At 67.7% G+C, this 19,765-nt stretch carries 13 protein-coding genes; 9 read left to right on the top strand and 4 right to left on the bottom strand.

Annotated features, from left to right (window positions below):
• Window positions 1-2: 2 nt before the first annotated feature.
• Window positions 3-1,097: a lytic polysaccharide monooxygenase gene (locus OG828_RS13125; RefSeq protein ID WP_443062397.1), complete on the bottom strand. Its 1,095-nt coding sequence runs from the start codon at window positions 1,095-1,097 to the stop codon at window positions 3-5.
• 173 nt (window positions 1,098-1,270) lie between these two features.
• Entirely contained in the window at window positions 1,271-2,257 is a 987-nt protein-coding gene (locus OG828_RS13120; RefSeq protein ID WP_328501231.1) for an acetylxylan esterase, read from the bottom strand.
• Window positions 2,258-2,483: 226 nt separating this feature from the next.
• Here OG828_RS13120 and OG828_RS13115 point away from each other — a divergent pair, with 226 nt between their 5' ends.
• The 5 genes from OG828_RS13115 to OG828_RS13095 are packed head-to-tail and all read left to right on the top strand — an operon-like array spanning window position 2,484 to window position 8,721.
• Window positions 2,484-3,476 (top strand): ABC transporter permease, encoded by a 993-nt coding sequence (locus OG828_RS13115; RefSeq protein ID WP_328354706.1) that lies wholly within the window; start codon window positions 2,484-2,486, stop codon window positions 3,474-3,476.
• On the top strand, window positions 3,470-4,342 hold the full coding sequence (locus OG828_RS13110; protein ID WP_328438015.1) for a carbohydrate ABC transporter permease: 873 nt from the start codon (window positions 3,470-3,472) through the stop codon (window positions 4,340-4,342). The genes OG828_RS13115 and OG828_RS13110 overlap by 7 nt, the downstream gene beginning before the upstream one ends.
• Before the next feature lie 22 nt (window positions 4,343-4,364).
• Window positions 4,365-6,020, top strand: coding sequence for an ABC transporter substrate-binding protein (locus OG828_RS13105; protein WP_328371810.1), 1,656 nt, complete (start codon window positions 4,365-4,367; stop codon window positions 6,018-6,020).
• A complete protein-coding gene (locus OG828_RS13100; RefSeq protein ID WP_328501230.1) occupies window positions 6,017-6,706 on the top strand; it encodes a hypothetical protein in 690 nt (229 codons plus the stop codon). Before OG828_RS13105 ends, OG828_RS13100 begins: the two co-directional genes overlap by 4 nt.
• A complete protein-coding gene (locus OG828_RS13095) occupies window positions 6,703-8,721 on the top strand; it encodes a beta-galactosidase (protein ID WP_328501229.1) in 2,019 nt (672 codons plus the stop codon). The genes OG828_RS13100 and OG828_RS13095 overlap by 4 nt, the downstream gene beginning before the upstream one ends.
• Here OG828_RS13095 and OG828_RS13090 read toward each other — a convergent pair.
• Both OG828_RS13090 and OG828_RS13085 read right to left on the bottom strand, forming a co-directional pair.
• Entirely contained in the window at window positions 8,715-10,724 is a 2,010-nt protein-coding gene (locus tag OG828_RS13090; protein ID WP_328501228.1) for an alpha-glucuronidase, read from the bottom strand. The two genes, OG828_RS13095 and OG828_RS13090, sit on opposite strands and share 7 nt — an antisense overlap.
• 19 nt (window positions 10,725-10,743) lie before the next feature.
• Window positions 10,744-14,550 (bottom strand): GH92 family glycosyl hydrolase, encoded by a 3,807-nt coding sequence (locus OG828_RS13085; RefSeq protein WP_328501227.1) that lies wholly within the window; start codon window positions 14,548-14,550, stop codon window positions 10,744-10,746.
• 350 nt (window positions 14,551-14,900) lie between these two features.
• Between OG828_RS13085 and ngcE the strand changes: the two genes are divergently transcribed.
• The 4 genes from ngcE (at window position 14,901) to OG828_RS13065 (ending at window position 19,706) form a co-directional block, all read left to right on the top strand.
• Window positions 14,901-16,373, top strand: a complete 1,473-nt coding sequence (gene ngcE / locus OG828_RS13080) for an N-acetylglucosamine/diacetylchitobiose ABC transporter substrate-binding protein (protein WP_328354688.1) — start codon at window positions 14,901-14,903, stop codon at window positions 16,371-16,373.
• Between the two features lie 71 nt (window positions 16,374-16,444).
• Window positions 16,445-17,374: a carbohydrate ABC transporter permease gene (locus OG828_RS13075; protein ID WP_328354685.1), complete on the top strand. Its 930-nt coding sequence runs from the start codon at window positions 16,445-16,447 to the stop codon at window positions 17,372-17,374.
• A gap of 15 nt (window positions 17,375-17,389) precedes the next feature.
• Entirely contained in the window at window positions 17,390-18,325 is a 936-nt protein-coding gene (locus tag OG828_RS13070; RefSeq protein ID WP_328501226.1) for a carbohydrate ABC transporter permease, read from the top strand.
• A 181-nt stretch (window positions 18,326-18,506) separates the two neighbouring features.
• Window positions 18,507-19,706, top strand: coding sequence for an ROK family transcriptional regulator (locus tag OG828_RS13065; RefSeq protein ID WP_328354679.1), 1,200 nt, complete (start codon window positions 18,507-18,509; stop codon window positions 19,704-19,706).
• Window positions 19,707-19,765: the final 59 nt, after the last annotated feature.

Here is a 19,765-nt window from a genome sequence, read left to right as displayed (position 1 = left end):
GCTCAGCCGACCCGGCAGGGCAGACTCGTCGCCGTATCACCGCCGGAACCGGTGACGACGTAGCCGAACGTCGTGCTCTCGCCCGGATCCAGTGATCCGTTCCAGCCGGCGTTGTGGACCATCACGGCCTGCCCGTTGTATGTCGGGGTGCCGCTCCACAGACTGTCGACCTTCTGGCCGCCCGGCAGCGTCCAGTCGACCATCCAGCCGAGCATCGGGACGTCGCCGGTGTTGGTGACGGTGACCTCGGACTGGTAGCCACCGCTCCAGCTGCCGGTCGTCTTCCGGGTGGCCGTGCAGGTGCCCGGCACCGGATCGGTCGGGTTGCCGGGCTGCTTGATACCGGTCACCTCGCCGTTCCCGCCGTCGAAGACGACGTCGGAGCAGGAGTAGAAGGTCTCCGCGCTGTCCGAGCGCTGCCACACCATGTAGATGATGTGCCGCCCCGACTTGCCCTCGGGGAGCTGCCCGGACCAGGAGTAGTTGGCCTCGACCGTGCCCGGCGAACCGTTCAGCGGCGGGTGGTCGACGCTCAGGAACGGCCGTTCCTCCATGTCGTCCCAGGTGAGCGTGGAGGTCGGGTCGAAGCCGTCCTTGGTGATGTAGACGTAGAACCAACCCGGGTGCGCGGCCCAGGCGTTGTACGAGAAGTCGACGGTCGCGCCCGAGGTCAGATGGGTCAACGGCCAGTCGGCACTGGGGGTGTTGAAACCGGTGAAGTTGGTGTTGCCGCCGCTGCACAGCTCACCGTCCGGCACGAAGCCGCGGGTGCGGCCGGCGCCGTCGGAGCGCAGCACGGAGAACCAGTTGTAGAACGGCGTGGTGCCGCTGACCTGTTGGGCCGTCTTGCAGGCCGGGTTCACGGGCTTGATCTCGCCGGTGTCGGTGAGCCCGTCCTGCCAGCACAGGAAGGTGCGGCTGCCGGGCTTCATCGGGGTGCCGTGGGCCTCCGCCTCGCCGCCGGCCGTGACGATCAGGCCGAGGGCCGGGATCGCCGTGAGCAGGGACAGCAGGACGAGGAGAAGGGCTCCGCGGCGGGTCGGGAGCGGTAATCGGGGTCTGGGGCGGGGAGGTGGAGATGATGTTGTCATGACCATGACAGTTCTACGTCCCTTCGCTCGGCGGTCGTGAGGAACGTGCGCACATGGATGCGGGGGATGGGAGCACTCCTGGGCGGGTTCCGGTCCACCGAATGTGGGAGCGCTCCCATCCGCCGCTGTGGGGCAAGTTAGCGCTGTGTTGCCCACTTGTAAACGCTTGGCACACGGGGTCAGCCCAACAGGTCCCGGAGCCACGCCAGTTGGCCCCGTACATGAAACGCGTCGCCGCCCTCGTGACCGTTGAACGGATAGGCGTGGATCTCCTTGCGCGGGTCCGCGCCGCTCAGCTCCGCATAACCGTTCCAGGCGGCGTACGCGCCGCTCGGCGGGCACACCGTGTCGCGCAGGCCGACCCCGAAGTGGGTCGCGGCGTGGGCGCGGCGGGCGAAGGAGATGCCCTCCATATAGGAGAGCGTGCGGTACGCCGCCTGTTCGGCGCCGCGATGGACGGTGAGGTACGCGACGATCTCGCCGTACGGGCCCGCGTCCGTGAGGTCCAGTGCGCGCCGGATGCCGCACAGGAGGGGCGCGGTGATCAGGGCCGCCGTCAGGTCCGGGACGAGTCCGGCGACGGCGAGGGCGAGGCCGCCACCCTGGCTGTTGCCGACGGCCGTGATCCGTGAGGCGTCCACGCCGGGCAGGGCGCGGACGGCGGCGACGGCACGGACGGCGTCGGTGATGAGACGCCGGTAGTGGTAGTCGTGCGGGTCGAGCAGGCCGCGTACGGCGGGGCCGGGGCCGCCCGGTGCGGTGGCGTGCGGGTCGGGGGTGTGGCCGCCGTTGCCGTACTGGTCGCCCTGGCCCCTGTTGTCCATGAGCAGATGGGCGTACCCCGCGTTCACCCAGGTCAGCCGCTCGTGCGGAAGGCCGCGTCCGCGTCCGTACCCCGCGAACTCGACGACCGCGGGCAGCGGTTCGGGCATGCCGGCGGGTCTGCTGAACCAGGCCCGCACCGGTTCGCCCGCGAAGCCCCGGAAGGTCACGTCCCAGGTCCGGGTCAGCCGCAGCCCGGTCTCCACCGGGTGTACGGACAGCAGGGGTTCGGGCCGCTCGGCCTCCCTCAGGGTGTCCCGCCAGAACGCGTCGAAGTCGGCGGGCTCGTCGAGGGCCGGGCGGCGGTGCTCCAGTTCCGGCAGGGGCAGGTCGAACACTGGCACGTCGGCACCTCGCAGGAGTCGGTCCCCATACAGAAACTTGCGATGGGCTGAGCGGTCAAGTCTCTGTGCCTTACCCATACAGCGGCGGGTTTATAACGCTGTCTCTCGTCTCAACTGACCGTTGCAGCCCCCATTGACAGCGCTTTCTAGGGGCTTTAAGTTGCCGCGAGTTACCGGTAAGAGCTCGAAAGTTTCGGTTCCGTGAATCCGTCCGGGAGGACCGAGCATGAGCACCTCCACCAGATCGACGCCACCGCCCGGCACCCAGGACCCGCCCCGACCGAAGTCCGCGCCCTCCTCCGCTTCCCGCCCGTCGCACCGCGGCTGGCGGCGGGCGGTGCGCCGGGACTGGCAGCTGTACTCACTGGTCGTGCTGCCGCTGCTGTTCTTCCTCGTCTTCCGCTATCTGCCGATGATCGGCAATGTGATCGCCTTCCGGCGCTTCGAGCCGGGCGGGTCGATCCTGGGCGAGCAGTGGGTGGGCCTGCGCTATGTGGAGATGTTCCTCACCGACCCCACGTTCTGGCAGGTGTTCCGCAACACCCTGTGGCTCGGCGGACTCACGCTGGTGTTCTGCTTTCCGATCCCGATCGTCCTCGCGCTGCTGCTCAACGAGGTGCGCAGACGGGCGCTGAAACGGTTCGTGCAGTCGGTCTCGTATCTGCCGCACTTCCTGTCGATCGTCATCGTCGCGGGCATCACCATGCAGATGCTCGCCACGGACGGCCCGGTCAACCACATGCTCGGCTGGTTCGGCCAGGACCCGATCCGCTTCATCCAGGAACCCGAGTGGTTCCGCACGATCTATGTCGGCTCGGAGATCTGGCAGACCGCCGGCTGGGGCACGATCCTCTACCTCGCCGCGCTCACCACGATCGACGACAACCTGTACGAGGCCGCGACGATCGACGGCGCCAACCGCTGGCAGCAGATCTGGCACGTCACCCTGCCCGGCATCCGGCCCACCATGATCACGCTGCTGATCCTCAACATCGGCACGTTCATGGCGGTCGGCTTCGAGAAGGTCCTGCTGCTGTACAACCCGCTGACGTATCCGACGGCGGACGTGATCTCCACGTACGTCTACCGGACCGGTGTGGAGTCCAACAGCTTCAGCTATGCCGCCGCGATCGGCCTGTTCGAGGCGATCATCGGCCTGTTTCTGATCATCTCCGCCAACCAGCTCTCGCGCCGCACAGTGGGGACGAGCCTGTGGTGAAGCCGAGTCGTTCCTACCGCGTGTTCCAGGGAGTCAACGGGTTCATCCTCACCGTCGTCGTGGTCGTCACCCTGTACCCGTTCGTCAACATCATCGCCCGCTCGTTCAGTTCCGAGCAGAAGATCCGCGCCGGTGAAGTGACGCTGTGGCCCGAGGGGTTCAACCTCACCACGTACAAGATCGTGTTCCAGGACTCGATGTTCTGGCGGAACTACGGCAACACCGTGCTCTACACGGTGGTCGCCACCGCCATCGCCATGATCCTGACCACCAGTTACGCCTACGTCCTGTCGAAGAAGCACCTCAAGGGACGCGGCTTCCTCGTCGGCATCGCCGTCTTCACCATGTTCTTCACCGGCGGCCTGATCCCCAACTACGTCCTGATCACCAGCCTCGGCCTGAAGAACAGCATCTGGGCCATCGCGCTCCCCAACGCGATCAGCGTGTTCAACCTGCTGGTGATGAAGGCCTTCTTCGAGAGCCTGCCCACCGATCTGGAGGAGGCCGCGCAGATCGACGGCCTGAGTACGTACGGCATTCTGCTGCGGATCGTGCTGCCGCTGTCGAAGGCGGTCGTCGCGACGATGGTGCTGTTCTACTCGGTGTCCTTCTGGAACTCCTGGTTCAGCGCCTTTCTCTACCTGGACAAGTCCGAGCTCATGCCGGTCACCGTCTATCTGCGCAACCTCATCTCCGGCGCCACCACGGGCGGCAACGCCGGTGCCGCCGACGCACAGCTCAGCCAGGTGGGGGCGAACATCCAGGCGGTCACGATCGTGCTGACCTCGCTGCCCATCCTCTGTGTCTATCCGTTCGTCCAGCGCTACTTCGTCTCGGGCGTGATGCTCGGCGCGGTCAAGGGCTGACAAAGGAGTGCCCATGTCATCCGTGAACAACGCAGGACAGCTGTCGCGGCGTCAGATACTCGCCGCCGCAGGATTCATCGGCCTCGCCACCCTCACCGGCTGCGGCAGCGGCGACGACGGAGGGGACTCCAAGGACCTGTCGAAGAAGCAGAACGGCGCGATGAAGGAGTACCGCGTCGGCCAGCAGTTCAAGGCGACCAAGCCGCTGTCGTTCTCGATCCTGCACAACAACAACCCGGTCTACCCGATGAAGGACAGCTGGCTGTTCTGGAAGGAGCTCAGCAAGCGCACCGGCGTCACCTTCGATCCCGTCGCCGTCCCCCTGGTCGACTACGAGAAGAAGCGCAGCGTCCTCATCGGCTCGGGCGACGCCCCCTTCCTGATCCCCAAGACGTACCACCCCTCGGAGGTCGCGTTCGTGTCGTCGGGCGCGATCCTGCCGGTCAGCGACTACCTGCACCTGATGCCGAACTTCCGGGACAAGGTCAAGCGCTGGAAGCTGGAGCCGGAGATCGACTCCTACCGGCAGGCCGACGGCAAGCTGTATCTGCTGCCAGGACTGCACGAGAAGGCCAGATCCGGCTACTCGATGGCGCTGCGCACGGACGTCCTCGACCGCCTCGGGCTGAGCCTGCCCGGCACCTGGGACGAGGTGTACGAGGTCTTCAAGGCGATCAAGGCGGAGTACCCGGACCGCTACCCGTTCTCCGACCGCTGGAGCAAGAACACGCCCTACCCGGCCGCCGCCCTGTTCAGTTACCTCGGCCAGGCGTACGGCGTCCGGGCCGGCTGGACTTACGACAACATCAGCTGGGACGCGAACGCGCAGAAGTACGTCTTCACCGGAGCGACGGACACCTTCCGGCAGATGATCGAGTACGTGCGCAAGCTGGTCACCGAGAAGCTGGTGGATCCGGAGAGCTTCACCCAGACCGACGACGAGGCGGCGCAGAAACTCCTGGGCGAGAAGTGCTTCGCGATCAGCGCCAACCCGCAGGTACTGGTGCAGGAATACCGGTACAACCTGCAGAAGCAGGTCAAGGGCGCGAAGATCGAGATGATTCCGGTGCCGCTCGGCCCCGCCGGCCCGATCGTGCTGGGCGGCGTCCGGCTGGAGAACGGCGTCATGATCTCCAGCAAGGCGCTCAAGAGCGACAGCTTCGTCGCGATGATGCAGTTCGTGGACTGGCTGTGGTACTCGGACGAGGGCCAGCGGTTCGCGCGGTGGGGCGTCGAGGGCGTCACGTACACCCGCTCCGGCGGCCAGTACAAGACCAAGGACGGCATCAGCCTCATGGGCTCCGACCCGGACGCCCCGAAGGACATGCAGAAGGACTACGGCTTCTACAACGGCGTCTTCGCCTACGGCGGCAGCTGGGAACTCGTCTCCTCCATGTTCAGCCCCGACGAGAAGAAGTTCCAGGACGCCATGTCCCAGCGCCGGCAGACGCCCATCGGCCCCGCCCACCCGCTGCAGTCCTTCGAGCAGGAACAGGCCTCCCTGTGGGAGACGCCGCTCAGGGACCACGTCACCCAGAACACCCTCCAGTTCGTCCTCGGCAAGCGCTCCCTGTCCGAATGGGACGCCTACGTCTCCGAGTTGAAGGCGAAGAACATGCAGCAGTTCGTCGACCTGCACAACAAGGCGTACGAACGCTTCAAGAAGGAGAACGGGTGAGCGGCGCCGGCGTACGCGCGGACGGCTTCGGCACCGGCGTCCTCTCCCGCGCCGCCGCACTGATCCACACCCTGGTCACCGTGGAGGCCCTGCTGCTCCTCGCCGCCGCACCCGGCCTCGCCGGTCTGCTCCTCCTCGGCCCCGACCCGGGCAACCTGCCCCTCGCCGCCGTATGCCTGCTCCCGCTGGGCCCCGCCCTGTCCGCCGCCCTGTACGCCCTGCACCACCGCTCCGGCGACCTCACCGACCTGCACCCGGCCCGCACCTACGCACGCGGCTGGCGGCTCAACGCCCTCCCGGCGCTGAAGCTCTGGGCACTCCTGCTCGCCTGGCTGACCGTCATCGCCTTCACCCTGACCCACTTCTCCGCGACCGGCCTGCCCGGCTGGTGGGCAGTGCTGCTCGCGGCGATCGGCGCCGGCTCGCTGCTGTGGGGAGCGCACGCGCTGGTCCTCACCTCGCTGTTCACCTTCCGCACCCGCGACACGGCCCGCCTCGCGGCGTACTTCCTCGTCCGGCATGCCCGCGCCACCCTCGCCGCCGCCTCCCTGCTGGTGCTGACGGCCGCGTCGACCGCCCTGCTGACCGAGGCCCTGCCCGCCCTCCTGGCCGCCCCGCTGCTCCTGTCCCTGCTAGACAGCAGCCGCCCGGTGATCGCCGAGACCGAGGAGGACTTCACCGTATGACCGGGCCCCGCACCCCGAAGATCCCCTACGGCGGCGACTACAACCCGGAACAGTGGCCGCAGGCGGTGTGGGACGAGGACCATCGCCTGTTCGACCGGGCCGGCATCGACACGCTCACCGTGGGCGTCTTCTCCTGGTCCCTGACCCAACCCGCCGAAGACACCTACGACTTGACCGTTCTCGACCGCATCCTCGACCGCGCCGCCGCCGAAGGCCGGCAGGTCTGCCTCGCCACCGGCACCGCCGCCCTCCCACCCTGGCTCGCGAAGCGGTACCCCGAGGTCAACCGCACCGACTTCGAAGGCCGCCGCCACCGCTACGGCCAGCGCCACAACTTCTGCCCCAGCGCACCGGCATACCGGAAAGCCGCCACCGCCCTCGCCGCCCGCCTCGCCGAACGGTACGCGGCACACCCCGCACTCCTCGCCTGGCACATCAACAACGAATACGGCGGCGCCTGTTACTGCGACCTGTGCGCAGCCGCGTTCCGGGACTGCCTCCGCGACCGCCACGGCACGCTCGACGCCCTCAACGACGCCTGGTGCACCACCTTCTGGTCGCACCGATACACCGATTTCGACGAGATCGAACCCCCGAACGCCCTCACCGAACACTGGCGCGGCCCCGACCACACCGCCTTCCAGGGCATCACCCTCGACTACCACCGCTTCACCACCGACGCCCTGCTCGGCTGCTTCCTCGCCGAGAAGGACGCGATCCGCGCCCACGACCCGGACACCCCCGTCACCACCAACTTCATGGGCATGTTCCGCCCGCTCGACTACCACCGCTGGGCGCCCCACCTCGACTTCGCGTCCTGGGACAGCTACCCGCCCCTCGGCGCCCCGCCCACCTGGCCCGCCCTCGCCCACGACCTGATGCGCGGCCTCAAGGACGGCGCCCCCTTCTGGCTCATGGAGCAGACCCCGTCCACCACCGCCTGCCGCGACGTCAACCCGCTGCGCCGCCCCGGCGAACTGCGCCTCGCCACCTTCCAGGCCATCGCCCACGGCGCCGACGCCGCCCTGTACTTCCAGATGCGCGCTGCACGCGGAGCCTGCGAGAAGTACCACGGCGCGGTCATCGGCCACGCGGGCCGCGACGACACCCGCGTCTTCCGCGAAGTGGCCGAACTGGGAAGGGAGTTGGGCCTACTGGGTGATACGACCCTCGGCGCCCGAACCCCATCCCGCACCGCCCTCCTCTTCGACTGGGACAGCTGGTGGGCCCTGGAGATCTCCGACGGCCCCTCGCGTCTGGTCCGGTACCAGGAGGTGGTCCACGCCTACTACCGGGCCGCCCGCGAGGCCGGCGCGGACGTCGACGTCGTCCCGGTCACCGCCGACCTCACTGAGTACGCCGTCGTCCTCGCCCCCGTCCTGCACATGGTCAAGGGCGACCTCGCTACCCGCCTCGAAGCGGTTGCCGAACGCGGCGGCACCGTCCTCGCCACCTTCCTCTCCGGCCGCGTCGACGAGCACGACCGCGCCTTCCTCACCGACGTCCCCGGCCCGCTCGCCCCCCTCATGGGCATCCGCGTCGACGAATGGGACGCACGCCCGCCGGACGTCGTACAGCCCATAGAACTGGGGGAGTTACGCACCGAGGCCCGTCTGGTGTTCGAGCTGGTGCTCCCGCGCGGAGCCGAACCGGTTGCCGTCTACGGCGCCGACTTCTACGCCGGCACCCCCGCCGTCACCCGCCACCGGCACGGCGAGGGCGAGGCCTGGTACGTCGCCACCGCCCTCGACCAGCCCGGCGTCGACTGGGTCGTACGCCGCGTCCTGGCCCGCCATGACCTGCTCGGCCCGTACGCCGACCACCCGAGCGTCGAGACGGCGACCCGAATCGCCCCCGACGGCACCGGCCTCCTCTTCCTGCTCAACCACGCCCCCGAGCCGGCGCACCTCATCGCCCACACGACCGCCACCGACCTGCTGACCGGCAAGCGGGTCGAGGAGGGGCAGTCCCTGACTCTCGAACCGCTGGGCACAGCCATTCTCCGGATTCAGTAGATGCGGCGCCCATGTGTGTCGGGCACACCCGACTTGCGCAGCAAGTAGCTGTTGATCTGATCACGCCACTCGCGTGCGCTGCGAAGCTGCTCCTCGTAGAGCGCGGCGACCCGCGCGTGGCGTGCCGGATCCACCAGATCCGTAAGCCCCGCCCACACCCGCTGGGCGGCCTCCACCTCCTCCACGCCTTCGAAGTGCGTGTCGTATATGTGCTGGATCACCGTCTTCCCACTCCGAAGTACGTGGTCGTACGACACGTGGTGGAAGAACAGCAGCAGCTCGTCGGGGCAGGTGTCCGGCGACTCGTACACCTCGGACCACGGCTGGGCGTACTGCGCCGCATACCCGGTGCCGGTCGCCGCGCTGCGGTCCACGCCGATGCCGTCCCGGTCGGCGAAGTGATAGGTGCCCCACGGGCTGTACTCGTAGCCGTCCACGCTGGGCCCGTAGTGATGCCCGGGCTGCACCATGAAGCCCACGCCGAGCGGCGCGGTGTACTTCTCGTACGTCCGCCAGGAGCCCTTGAGTACCTTGTGCAGCCCGGTGACCAACCGCGGGGGAGCGGCGGGGAACGTCAGCGCGATCCACTCGTCCAGTAGCCGGTGCGGGTCCGCGTCCGGCTGCCAGGCGAGCCTGCCGACCGTGTAGAGGTTCGCCTGGGCCAGCGGATGCCCGGTCCAGAAGGGATCGTCGCCGACGTTGGACACCGCGACCAGACCATCGGCCAGGTCCCCCACGGTCGCTCCGCCCGCCGTACCCGCTCCACCCTCCGGCCGGAACCGCAGCACCTCGCTCCACATCGGCCCCAGCCAGCACACATGCCGCTGCTGACCGGTGTACTCCTGCGTCGCCTGCACCTCCACCGCCAGCCGCGTCCCCGGCATCGCGCCCAGCACCGGTGACACCGGTTCCCGCACCTGGAAGTCCATCGGCCCGTGCTTCACCTGGAGCACCGCGTTGTCCGCGAACTCCCCGTCCAGCGGCACGAAATGGTCGTACGCCGCCCGCGCCCGGTCGGTCGTACGGTCCCGCCAGTCCTGACGGTGGTTGTAGACGAAAGCCCGCCAGTGGACCGTGCCGCCGTGCGGAGCGAGCGCGGCGGCCAGCATGTTCGCGCCGTCCGCGTGACTGCTGCCGTACGCGAACGGGCCCGGCTGTCCCTCCGAGTCGGCCTTCACCACGTACCCGCCGAAGTCCGGTATCGCCGCGTACACCTCGGCAGTCGCCCGCGCCCACCACTCCCGAACCCGCGCGTCCAGCGGATCGGCCGTCTCCAGACCCCCGAGCACGATCGGCGCGGCGAAGGTCACCGACAGATGTGTCTTGATCCCGTACGGCCGCAACGCCTCGGCCAGGGCGGCGACTTCACCGATCCGGTCGGTCAGCAGCCGCGCCTCGGTCCTGTGCACATTGACGTTGTTCACAGCCACCGCGTTGATTCCGCAGGCCGCGAGCAGCCTGCCGTACGCCCGCACCCGCTCCAGATCTCCGCGCGCCCGCCCGTCCTCCCAGAACAGCGACCCGCCGGAGTAACCGCGTTCCACCTGGCCCATCACCGGGTGCACGGCCACGTTGTCCCAGTGGTCCAGCATGCGCAGCGCGAGGGCCGGGCGGTGCACCTCGCGGGCGCGGTCGCCGCTGAAGGCGTCCTCGCCGAGCCTGACGACGTGGAAGAGGCCGTACAGCAACCCGGACTGCCCGGACGCGGAGACGGTCGTGCGACCGTTCTCGCGCCCGCACGCGAACTCCTCGTCCCCGAGGTCCCCGAGCCCCGGCTTCAACTCGAGCACCAGGTCGTACGACACGCCCGCGCCCGGCCCGGGATCGCGGTCCACGCGACCTCCGAACCGGGCGCAGGCGTCCGCCACTTCACCGTGCACCGTCTCCACCAGGAGACCCGATCCGCGGATCAGGGTCCGCCGGGTGCCGAGCGGCCGGAAGGCGGCCGGAGGCAGCCAGGCCGGGGCGACACCCTCGGCGAGGACGGGCACGGGAAGCGGCACAGGACGTCAACTCCTCGGCTCAGGCGAGGAGTTCGACCTCCGAGACGGTCGCCTCGCCGTTCAGGACCAGGCGGTACTTCTCGTACGTACCCGGCCGCCCCACGGAGAACGCGCGCGTCTGCTTGTCCCACGTGAAGGACTCACCCGACCGCTGGTCGAGCGTGCGCCACTTCGTCCCGTCCGAGGAGCCCTGGAGCGTCCAGCCGGTCGGCGCCTTCGTCCGGTCCGAGGAGGTCAGCGTGTACTGGACGGCCTTCGCGCCCGCGGTGACCGGCAGATCCACCGACGTCACCGCCGCCTCCGTGGCCGACGTGTTGTCGAACAGGGCGCCCTCACCCTTCAGCACGTCCGCACGCGGCGTCGGCACCTCGTCGTCCTGGGTGATCGACGGGGGCGCCGCGTTCTTCCCGGTACCCCATCGCGACGGCCGCGGCCCCATGTCGAACTCCAGGACACCACCCTTCGCGATCAGCGAATGCGGCAGCGAAGTCGACGTCCATGCACGCCCGTTGACCTTCAGCCCCTGCACGTACACGTTCTTCGCGCTGTTCCTCGGCGCCTTGACGACCAGGTCCCGGCCGTTCTCCAGATGGACCGTCGCCTTGGTGAACAGCGGGGAGCCGACGGCGTATTCGCCGCTGCCCATCACCAGCGGGTAGAAGCCGAGCGCGGAGAACAGGAACCAGGCCGACTGCTCGCCGTTGTCCTCGTCACCGTGGTAGCCCTGCCCGATCTCGCTGCCGACGTAGAGGCGGGACAGCACCTCACGGACGTTCTTCTGCGTCTTCCACGGCTGCCCGGCCGCGTCGTACATGTAGAGGGCGTGGTGGGCGACCTGGTTGGAATGCCCGTACATGCCCATCCGGACGTCCCGCGCCTCCGTCATCTCGTGGATGACACCGCCGTAGGAGCCGACGAACTCGGGCGAGGCCGTCTCGGGGGTGGCGAGGTACTCGTCGAGCTTGTCACCGAGGCCGCCGCGACCGCCGTAGAGGTTGGCGAGGCCGCGGGAGTCCTGCGGGGCCGTGAACGCGTAACCCCAGCCGTTGGTCTCGGTGTAGTCGTAGCCCCACACCCTCGGGTCGTACTTCGACGACTCGACCCGCCAGTCACCCTTGGCGTCGCGGCCCTGGAAGAAACCAGCCTCGGAATCGAAGAGGTTCACATAGTCCTGGGCGCGGTCGAGGAAGTACTCCGACTCCTCCTTGTACCGCTTCTCGCCCGTCTTCTCGTACAGCTTCCGGCCCATCCGCGCGATGCCGTAGTCGTTGAGGTAGCCCTCCAGCGCCCACGACAGGCCCTCGTGCGTGTCGGTGCTCGTGTAGCCGAGGAACGGTGAGGTGGTCATGCCCTTGCGGCCCACGCCCGACGAGGGCGGTACCACTGTGGCGTTCTTCACGGCCGCGTCGTACGCCGACTTCGCGTCGAAGCCGACGCCCTTGACGTACGCGTCCGCGAAGGCCACGTCCGACGAGGTGCCGGTCATCAGGTCCGCGTACCCGGGCGAGGACCAGCGGGAGGTCCAGCCGCCGTCCTTGTACTGCTGCACGAACCCGTCGACCATCTCACCCGCCTGACCGGGCGTCAGTAGCGAGTAGGCCGGCCAGGTCGTCCGATACGTGTCCCAGAAACCGTTGTTGACGTACACCTTGCCGTCCACGATCTTCGCGCCGGTGTGCGTCGGGGTGTCCGGGCCCGGCATCGGCGAGAACGGTGAGGCGTACTGGTACTTCGAACCGACCTTCTCGAAGCCGGAGTTGGGGTACAGGTACAGCCGGTACAGGCTGGAGTACAGCGTGGTCAGCTGGTCCGGCGTCGCGCCCTCGACCTCTACCTTGCCGAGGATCTTGTCCCACTGCCGTTGGGCCTTCGTCTTCACGGCGTCGAAGGACGTGCCGTCCGGGATCTCCTGGCGCAGGTTGTCCTTCGCCTGGTCGACGCTGATCAGGGAGGTGGCGATCCGCAGGGTCACGGTCCGGTCGTCGCCGGGCTGGAACCGCAGATAGCCCTTGACCCCGCTCGACGTCCCCTCCGTCACCGGCGCGTCGAACACCCCGTACACGAACAGCCGGGTCGCGCCCGTCGACAGCCCCGACTTCACGTCGGAGTAGCCGGTGAAGGTGCCGGTTTCCTTGTCGAGCGTCAGGCCCGCCTGGTCGGTGACGTTGTCGAACAGGACGCTCGCGTCGTCGCCGGGATAGGTGAAGCGCATGACCGCCGCATGGTCGGTCGGCGCCATCTCCGTCTTGAGACCGTTCTCGAAACGCACCCCGTAGTAGTACGGCCGCGCCGTCTCGTTCTCGTGCCGGAAGGCCAGCTCCCGTGCCTCACGGCCGTTGTCGGGCGTACCCGACGCGGCGGACGGCATCACCTGGAAGGTCTGCCGGTCGCCCATCCAGGGGCTGGGCTCATGGCTCGCGCTGAACGCCTGGATCGTCGGCAGGTTGTCGGCGTTGTTCCCGCGTGCGTAGTCGTAGAGCCAGCTCAGCGAACCCGCGTTGGTCACCGGTGTCCAGAAGTTGAACCCGTGCGGCACGGCCGTCGCGGGGAAGTTGTTGCCGCGTGAGAAGCCACCGCTGGAGTTGGTGCCGCGGGTCGTCACCGCGTAGTCCGACAGATGCGCCTTCGGCTTCTCGCGCGGTACGGCCTTCAGCGCCACGTCATCGAGCCAGCCCCGGAACTTCGCCGGCCCCTTGGGGGAGTCGTACGCCACCAGGATCCGGTCCACGGTCTTCCCGGCCGCGACCGACCCGATCCGCGAGGCCACGTTGTTCCACTGGTTCACGTAGAGGATCTTGGCCGCGCCCTGCCCCTGCGGCGTCAGCGCGAACCCGTGCTGGTCGGTCGCCTTGAGATCGCTCAGATACGTCCCGTCCGTGAACGCGAGATCGACGGAGACGTTGGTCGCGTCGTAGTCCCGGTCGCCGTCCGCCATGGAGGGGAAGATCCGATACGACAGTTGCGTATCGCGCCCGACGGCCACATCGACGTCGAAGACCTTGTTGTACGAGTACGCCTGCCCGTCGGCGGTGTGCCGCCCGGCGTAGCGCAGCGCCCGCTTGCCGGTGAAGCCCGCGCCCGCCTTCGCCGTCGGCGAGCCGCTCGGGCCGCGGTCGACCAGCGAGAGCATGTCCTGCGGGATCGGGTCGCCGCTGCCGCCCGTGGAGAACTGCACGTCGGCGAGTTGCAGGGCGTCCGAGGCGCCGTTGTTCCTGGTCACGTCGAGCCGGAAGTGCCGGTACTCGGCGACATTCGCTTCCGGGATGTCGTACGTCTTCGTCTGGAACCGCTCGGCGAAGGATTCGCCGGTGCGGGTGTCCAGGGTCGTCCAGTTCGTGCCGTCCGTGGAGCCCTTGAGGGTCCAGTCCACCGGGTCGCGTTCGTCGTGGTCGTTGGCCGACGTCAGCGCGTAGGTGACCACCTTGACCGGCGCGTCCAGATCGAACTCCGCCCAGCCGGTGGGCGCGAAGGTCAGCCACTTGCTGCTCGGCTCGCCGTCGACGAGGTTCTCCTTCACCTCGCCGGCGCCGGTGTTCTCCCCGCTGGCCCGGACGTCCGTGACATGGTCGGTCACATTGCCCGGAATGCCGCTGCTGTACCCTCCGTCGACACCGGACGCACGCTTGCTGCCGTCCGGTGCGGTGTCGACGGTGTTCAGCCAGTCGGGCGCCGGATCGTCCGCCTCGAACGACGAGGCGAACTCCCGGTCGGCGGCGGCCACCTCGCCCGGCAGCGCCACCGCCACCCCCTGCGAGCTGACGGCCAAAGCAAAGGCGGTCGCCACGACGACCGCCGAACCCCATCTGTGCCGACTTCTGCGCTGCATGAGCAAGCACCCTCCCTGCACCCTGGACAACGTTGTCAATCTCGGTGTGCAAGGACCAGTAGTGGTGCAAGTGGCCAAGCCTGTCAAGGGTGTTGGGTGGGGCATTCGGGGGCAATCCCGAGGATTTATCCGGCAAGGAGGGCGCAGGCCGCTCATATTTCCGCGAGGTCTCAACTCGGAAAAGACCAACAGCCAACCTTGCATTCGATCTTGCTCCGTTGGCGGGAAGTGGACTATACCTGTCGGCAATTCACTCGATCCGAACGTCCTGCACCACCCTGCTTGACCTGACCGCGGTGCCGGGAGGATCCGGTTCACCGCCTGAGTCCTGGAGAAGGCGAGGACTTAGCATGGGATCCACTTCCGCCGAGAACACCGACAAGACGGCGAACACCGCGAACACCGGTTCCGCAGGCGTGGACCGTCGTGATCTGATCAAGCGGTCCGCCGCGCTCGGTCTGATCTCCGTTCCCACCATGAGTTTCCTCTCCGCCTGCGCGAGCGGCGGCGGAGGCGACGACTCCGACAACGACACCCAGGGCAAGACGTCCAAGGAGAACCCCTTCGGGGTGAAGGAGGGCTCGAAGCTCGACGTCGTCATCTTCAAGGGTGGTTACGGCGACGACTACGCCAAGGCCTGGGAGGCGAGCTTCAAGAAGAAGTGGGGCGTCACCTCCACGCACACCGGCACCCAGGAGATCACCGGCAAGCTCCAGCCCCGCTTCAACGGGGGCAACCCGCCGGACATCGTGGACGATTCGGGCGCCCAGCAGATCCCGATCGACGTCCTGTACAAGAACGGCCAGCTCCTCGATCTCGCCGAGGTCCTGGACGCCCCGTCGATCGACGACCCCGGCAAGAAGGTCCGCGACACCCTCATCCCCGGCACGATCGACGCGGGTCTGCAGGGCGGCAAGATCGTCGCCCTCAACTACATCTACACGGTGTGGGGCCTGTGGTACTCCGGCAAGCTCTTCAAGGAGAAGGGCTGGGAGGTGCCCAAGACCTGGGACGACTTCCTCGCCATCTGCAAGGACGCCAAGTCCCAGGGCATCGGCGGCCTCGCGCACCAGGGCAAGTACCCGTACTACATCAACGTCGCCATCATGGACCTGATCGCCAAGACGGGCGGTCTGGACGCCATGAAGGCGATCGACAACCTCGACCCCAAGGCGTTCGTCGGCTCCGACGTCGCGAAGGCGGCCGTCGAGGCGATCTACGAGGTCGTCGAGAAGGGCTACTTGATGCCCGGTACGAACGGCCTGACCCACACCGAGTCCCAGACCCGCTGGAACCAGTACAAGGCCGTGTTCATCACCAGCGGTTCCTGGCTGGAGAACGAGCAGCTCAAGCAGACTCCGGACGACTTCGACATGCAGTTCATGCCGATGCCGCTGCTGCCGGACAGCGCGCTGCCCTTCGAGGCGATCCGGGCCGGCTCCGGTGAACCCTTCATCATCCCGTCCAAGGCCAAGAACCTCGCCGGCGCCAAGGAGTTCATGCGGATGATGCTGTCCAAGGAGTGGTCGACGCTGTTCGCCAAGGAGGCGAACTCGCTGACCATCCTGAAGGACGGCGTCGACACGGGCGTCCAGCTGCGTCCGGGCACGCAGTCCACGGTGGAGGCGTCCGACGCGGCCGGGGACAACACCTTCCGCTACCTGTACACCGAGTGGTACAGCGAGATGGGCACCGCCCTCGAGAACGCGTCCAACGAGCTGATGGCCAAGCGCATTCAGCCCGCGGAATGGCTCAAGCGGTGCCAGGCGGCGATCGACAAGCAGGCCAAGGACCCGGAGTCCAAGAAGAACCGCCGCGACTGATCTCGCTCGACCGACCGGATTCCGGGCCGGGAATGTCCCGGCCCGGGACGGACACCAGGGGCAGGAACGCCATGCGCAAAGGGCAGTACCGGTTCGTCGCGGGGTTTCTCTTCGTTCCCGTGGCGCTCTATCTGATCTTCGTCATCTGGCCGTACATCCAGACGTTCGGCTATTCGCTGACCGACTGGAAGGGTCAGTCGCAGACCTTCAGTTTCGTCGGACTGGACAACTACAAAGCGCTGTTCCAAGACGACATCTTCATGGGGGCCATCTGGCACAACGTCCTGTTCCTGGTGTTCATCCCGGTGATCACCATTCTGCTCGCCCTGTTCTTCGCCTTCATGCTGAACGCGGGCGGGCGCAGCCGGTCCGGCGGTGTCTCGGGAGTCGCCGGCTCCAAGTTCTACAGAGTCGTCTACTTCTTCCCGCAAGTGCTGTCACTCGCGATCCTCGCCGTGCTTTTCGGCGCCGTGTACCGCAGCGACGGCGGCGGCATGCTCAACGGCTTCCTGATCAAACTGGGGCTCGTCGACGCCGACAGCCCCGTCGAGTGGCTGAACGAGCCGAATTTCGTGCTGTGGGCGCTGATCGCGGTCGTCGTCTGGCACGGCGTCGGCTTCTATCTGGTGCTGTTCTCCGCCGCCATGCAGTCCATCCCCAGGGACATCTACGAGGCCGCGCTCATCGACGGCGCCGGCCGCGCCCAGTCCTTCTTCCGCATCACGCTGCCGCTGCTGTGGGACTCCGTGCAGACCGCGTGGGTCTATCTCGGCATCGCGGCGATGGACATGTTCATCCTCGTCGCCACCATGACGTCCGGTGACTACGGCGGTGGCCCCGACCACCACAGCGAGGTCATGGCGACCGTGATGATGCGGAACTTCCTGCTGTACGGCAAGAGCGGCTACGCCTGTGCGATGGGCGTCGTCATGCTGGTCCTCACCCTGATCGTGTCCGCCGTCATGCTGCGCGCCACCCGCCGCGACCGCATCGAGTTCTGAGCCGGAGAGACGACGATGAGCGCACCCCTCAAGGAGACCGCCGCCACAGGCGGTTCCGTCCCGGCCCAGCCCCCGGTCGGCAAGGCCCCGGCCCGCCCGGGGGACGAGCGGAGCGAAGGCGTCGTACTGAACGTCTTCTCGCACGGCTTCCTCGCCCTGTGGGCGCTGCTGATCGTGCTGCCGCTGCTGTGGCTGATGTTGAGTTCCTTCAGGACCGACGCACAGATCGGCGGTTCGGCGTTCGGCTGGCCGGAGAACTGGTCGTTCGACGTCTTCTCCCGCGCCTGGGACAAGGGCATCGGCGACTACTTCGTCAACACGGTCATCGTGCTGGTGTTCTCGGTGCCGCTGACGATGCTGTTCGGCTCGATGGCGGCGTACGTGCTGGCCCGCTACCAGTTCTGGGGGAACCGCTTCCTGTACTACTTCTTCGTCGCGGGCGCGATGTTCCCCGTGTTCCTGGCGCTGGTCCCGCTGTTCTTCATGGTCAAGCGGCTGGACATGCTGAACACGTATCAGGGGCTGATCCTGGTCTATGTCGCCTACTCGATGCCGTTCACGGTGTTCTTCATGCACGCCTTCTTCCGGACCCTGCCGACAGCGGTCTTCGAGGCGGCCGTCCTGGACGGGGCCTCGCACACCCGGACCTTCTTCCAGGTGATGCTGCCGATGGCGAAGCCGGGCCTGCTCAGCGTCGGCATCTTCAATACGCTCGGGCAGTGGAACCAGTTCATCCTGCCGACGGTCCTGATGCAGCCGCAAAGCGGTGACGACCCCGAGCGCTATGTCCTCACTCAAGGCCTCATCCAGCTGCAACAGCAGCAGGGGTACGCCTCCGACCTCCCCGTGCTGTTCGCGGGCGTGACGATCGCGATGATCCCGATGCTGGTCGTGTATCTGTCCTTCCAGCGTCAGGTGCAGGCGGGTCTGACTTCGGCGACCCTGAAGTAACACTCCGCGACGGTCCGGCCGCGCGCCGCTCCCGCGTCGGGGCGGCGCGCACAGGCATGCGCGAGCGCCCCGATCCGGTTCAACCTCTTGACGGGAGGCGACCCGAACAGCTCAGCTTAGAGTTCACTAGTTGGACATAGACGGGGCCTCATTGAAGCGGTCCCGCGCGCAGGAGGTCGTCGTGGAGACTCCGGGGTCGCAGTCGTCGCTGCACCGAGCCAACCTGGAGCGGGTCGTCCGGGCCGTACGGCTGGCGGGCTCGCTCACGCAGGCGGAGATCGCGAGGACGACCGGACTGTCCGCGGCGACGGTCTCCAACATCGTCCGGGAGCTCAAGGACGGCGGAACGGTCGAGGTCACACCCACTTCGGCGGGCGGCCGCAGGGCCCGCAGCGTCTCCCTGAGCGGGGACGCCGGGATCGTGATCGGGGTGGACTTCGGGCATACGCATTTGCGCGTCGCGGTCGGGAATCTCGCCCATCAGGTGCTGGCCGAGGAGGCCGAGCCGCTCGATGTGGACGCCTCCGCCACGCAGAGCTTCGACCGGGCGGAAGAGCTGGTCAACCGGCTGATCGCGGCGACCGGAGTGGACAGTTCCAAGGTCGCGGGCGTGGGCCTGGGCGTGCCGGGACCGATCGACGTCGAGTCGGGCACCCTGGGCTCCACCGCGATCCTGCCGGGCTGGACCGGCACCAAGCCCGCCGAGGAGCTGCGGGGGCGGCTCGGCGTGCCCGTCCATGTCGACAACGACGCCAACCTGGCCGCCCTCGGCGAGATGGTCTGGGGCAGCGGCCGGGGTGCGAGGGACCTGGCGTACATCAAGGTCGCCAGTGGTGTCGGCGCCGGTCTGGTCATCAACGGCAAGATCTACCGCGGCCCGGGTGGCACAGCGGGAGAAATCGGGCATATTACTCTTGATGAGTCCGGTCCCGTCTGCCGCTGCGGCAACCGGGGCTGCCTGGAGACCTTCACGGCCGCGCGCTATGTGCTCCCGCTCCTCCAGTCCAGCCACGGCACCGATCTGACCATGGAAGGCGTCGTACGGCTGGCGCGGGACGGAGACCCTGGCTGCCGTCGGGTGATCGCCGACGTCGGCCGTCACATCGGCAGTGGAGTCGCCAATCTCTGCAATTTGCTCAACCCGAGCCGAGTGGTCCTCGGCGGTGATCTCGCCGAGGCCGGTGAGCTGGTGCTCGGGCCCATCAGGGAGTCGGTCGGCCGGTACGCGATCCCGAGTGCCGCACGTCAGCTCTCGGTGTTGCCAGGGGCACTTGGCGGCCGCGCGGAGGTCCTCGGGGCCCTTGCGCTGGCGCTCAGTGAGATGGGTGATTCGACCCTTTTGGACGGGTCGTTGACGGCCGCTGCCCCTGTCTTCACTTAGAGAACGGATGGCACCGTTGCCAACCCGTTAAGGATTTACTTCTTGACGTCGCACGTGTG

Source organism: Streptomyces sp. NBC_00457, from assembly GCF_036014015.1.
GTDB lineage: Bacteria > Actinomycetota > Actinomycetes > Streptomycetales > Streptomycetaceae > Streptomyces.
This window is presented reverse-complemented; position numbering and strand designations above follow the sequence as displayed.

Bases quoted from the DNA above. Each gene is read 5' to 3' on its own strand.
- OG828_RS13070 (WP_328501226.1), top strand. From the start codon at position 17,390: ATGAGCGCACCCCTCAAGGAGACCGCCGCCACAGGCGGTTCCGTCCCG.
- OG828_RS13115 (WP_328354706.1), top strand. From the start codon at position 2,484: ATGAGCACCTCCACCAGATCGACGCCACCGCCCGGCACCCAGGACCCG.
- ngcE (WP_328354688.1), top strand. From the start codon at position 14,901: ATGGGATCCACTTCCGCCGAGAACACCGACAAGACGGCGAACACCGCG.
- OG828_RS13085 (WP_328501227.1), bottom strand. From the start codon at position 14,550: ATGCAGCGCAGAAGTCGGCACAGATGGGGTTCGGCGGTCGTCGTGGCG.
- OG828_RS13095 (WP_328501229.1), top strand. From the start codon at position 6,703: ATGACCGGGCCCCGCACCCCGAAGATCCCCTACGGCGGCGACTACAAC.
- OG828_RS13125 (WP_443062397.1), bottom strand. From the start codon at position 1,097: ATGGTCATGACAACATCATCTCCACCTCCCCGCCCCAGACCCCGATTA.
- OG828_RS13075 (WP_328354685.1), top strand. From the start codon at position 16,445: ATGCGCAAAGGGCAGTACCGGTTCGTCGCGGGGTTTCTCTTCGTTCCC.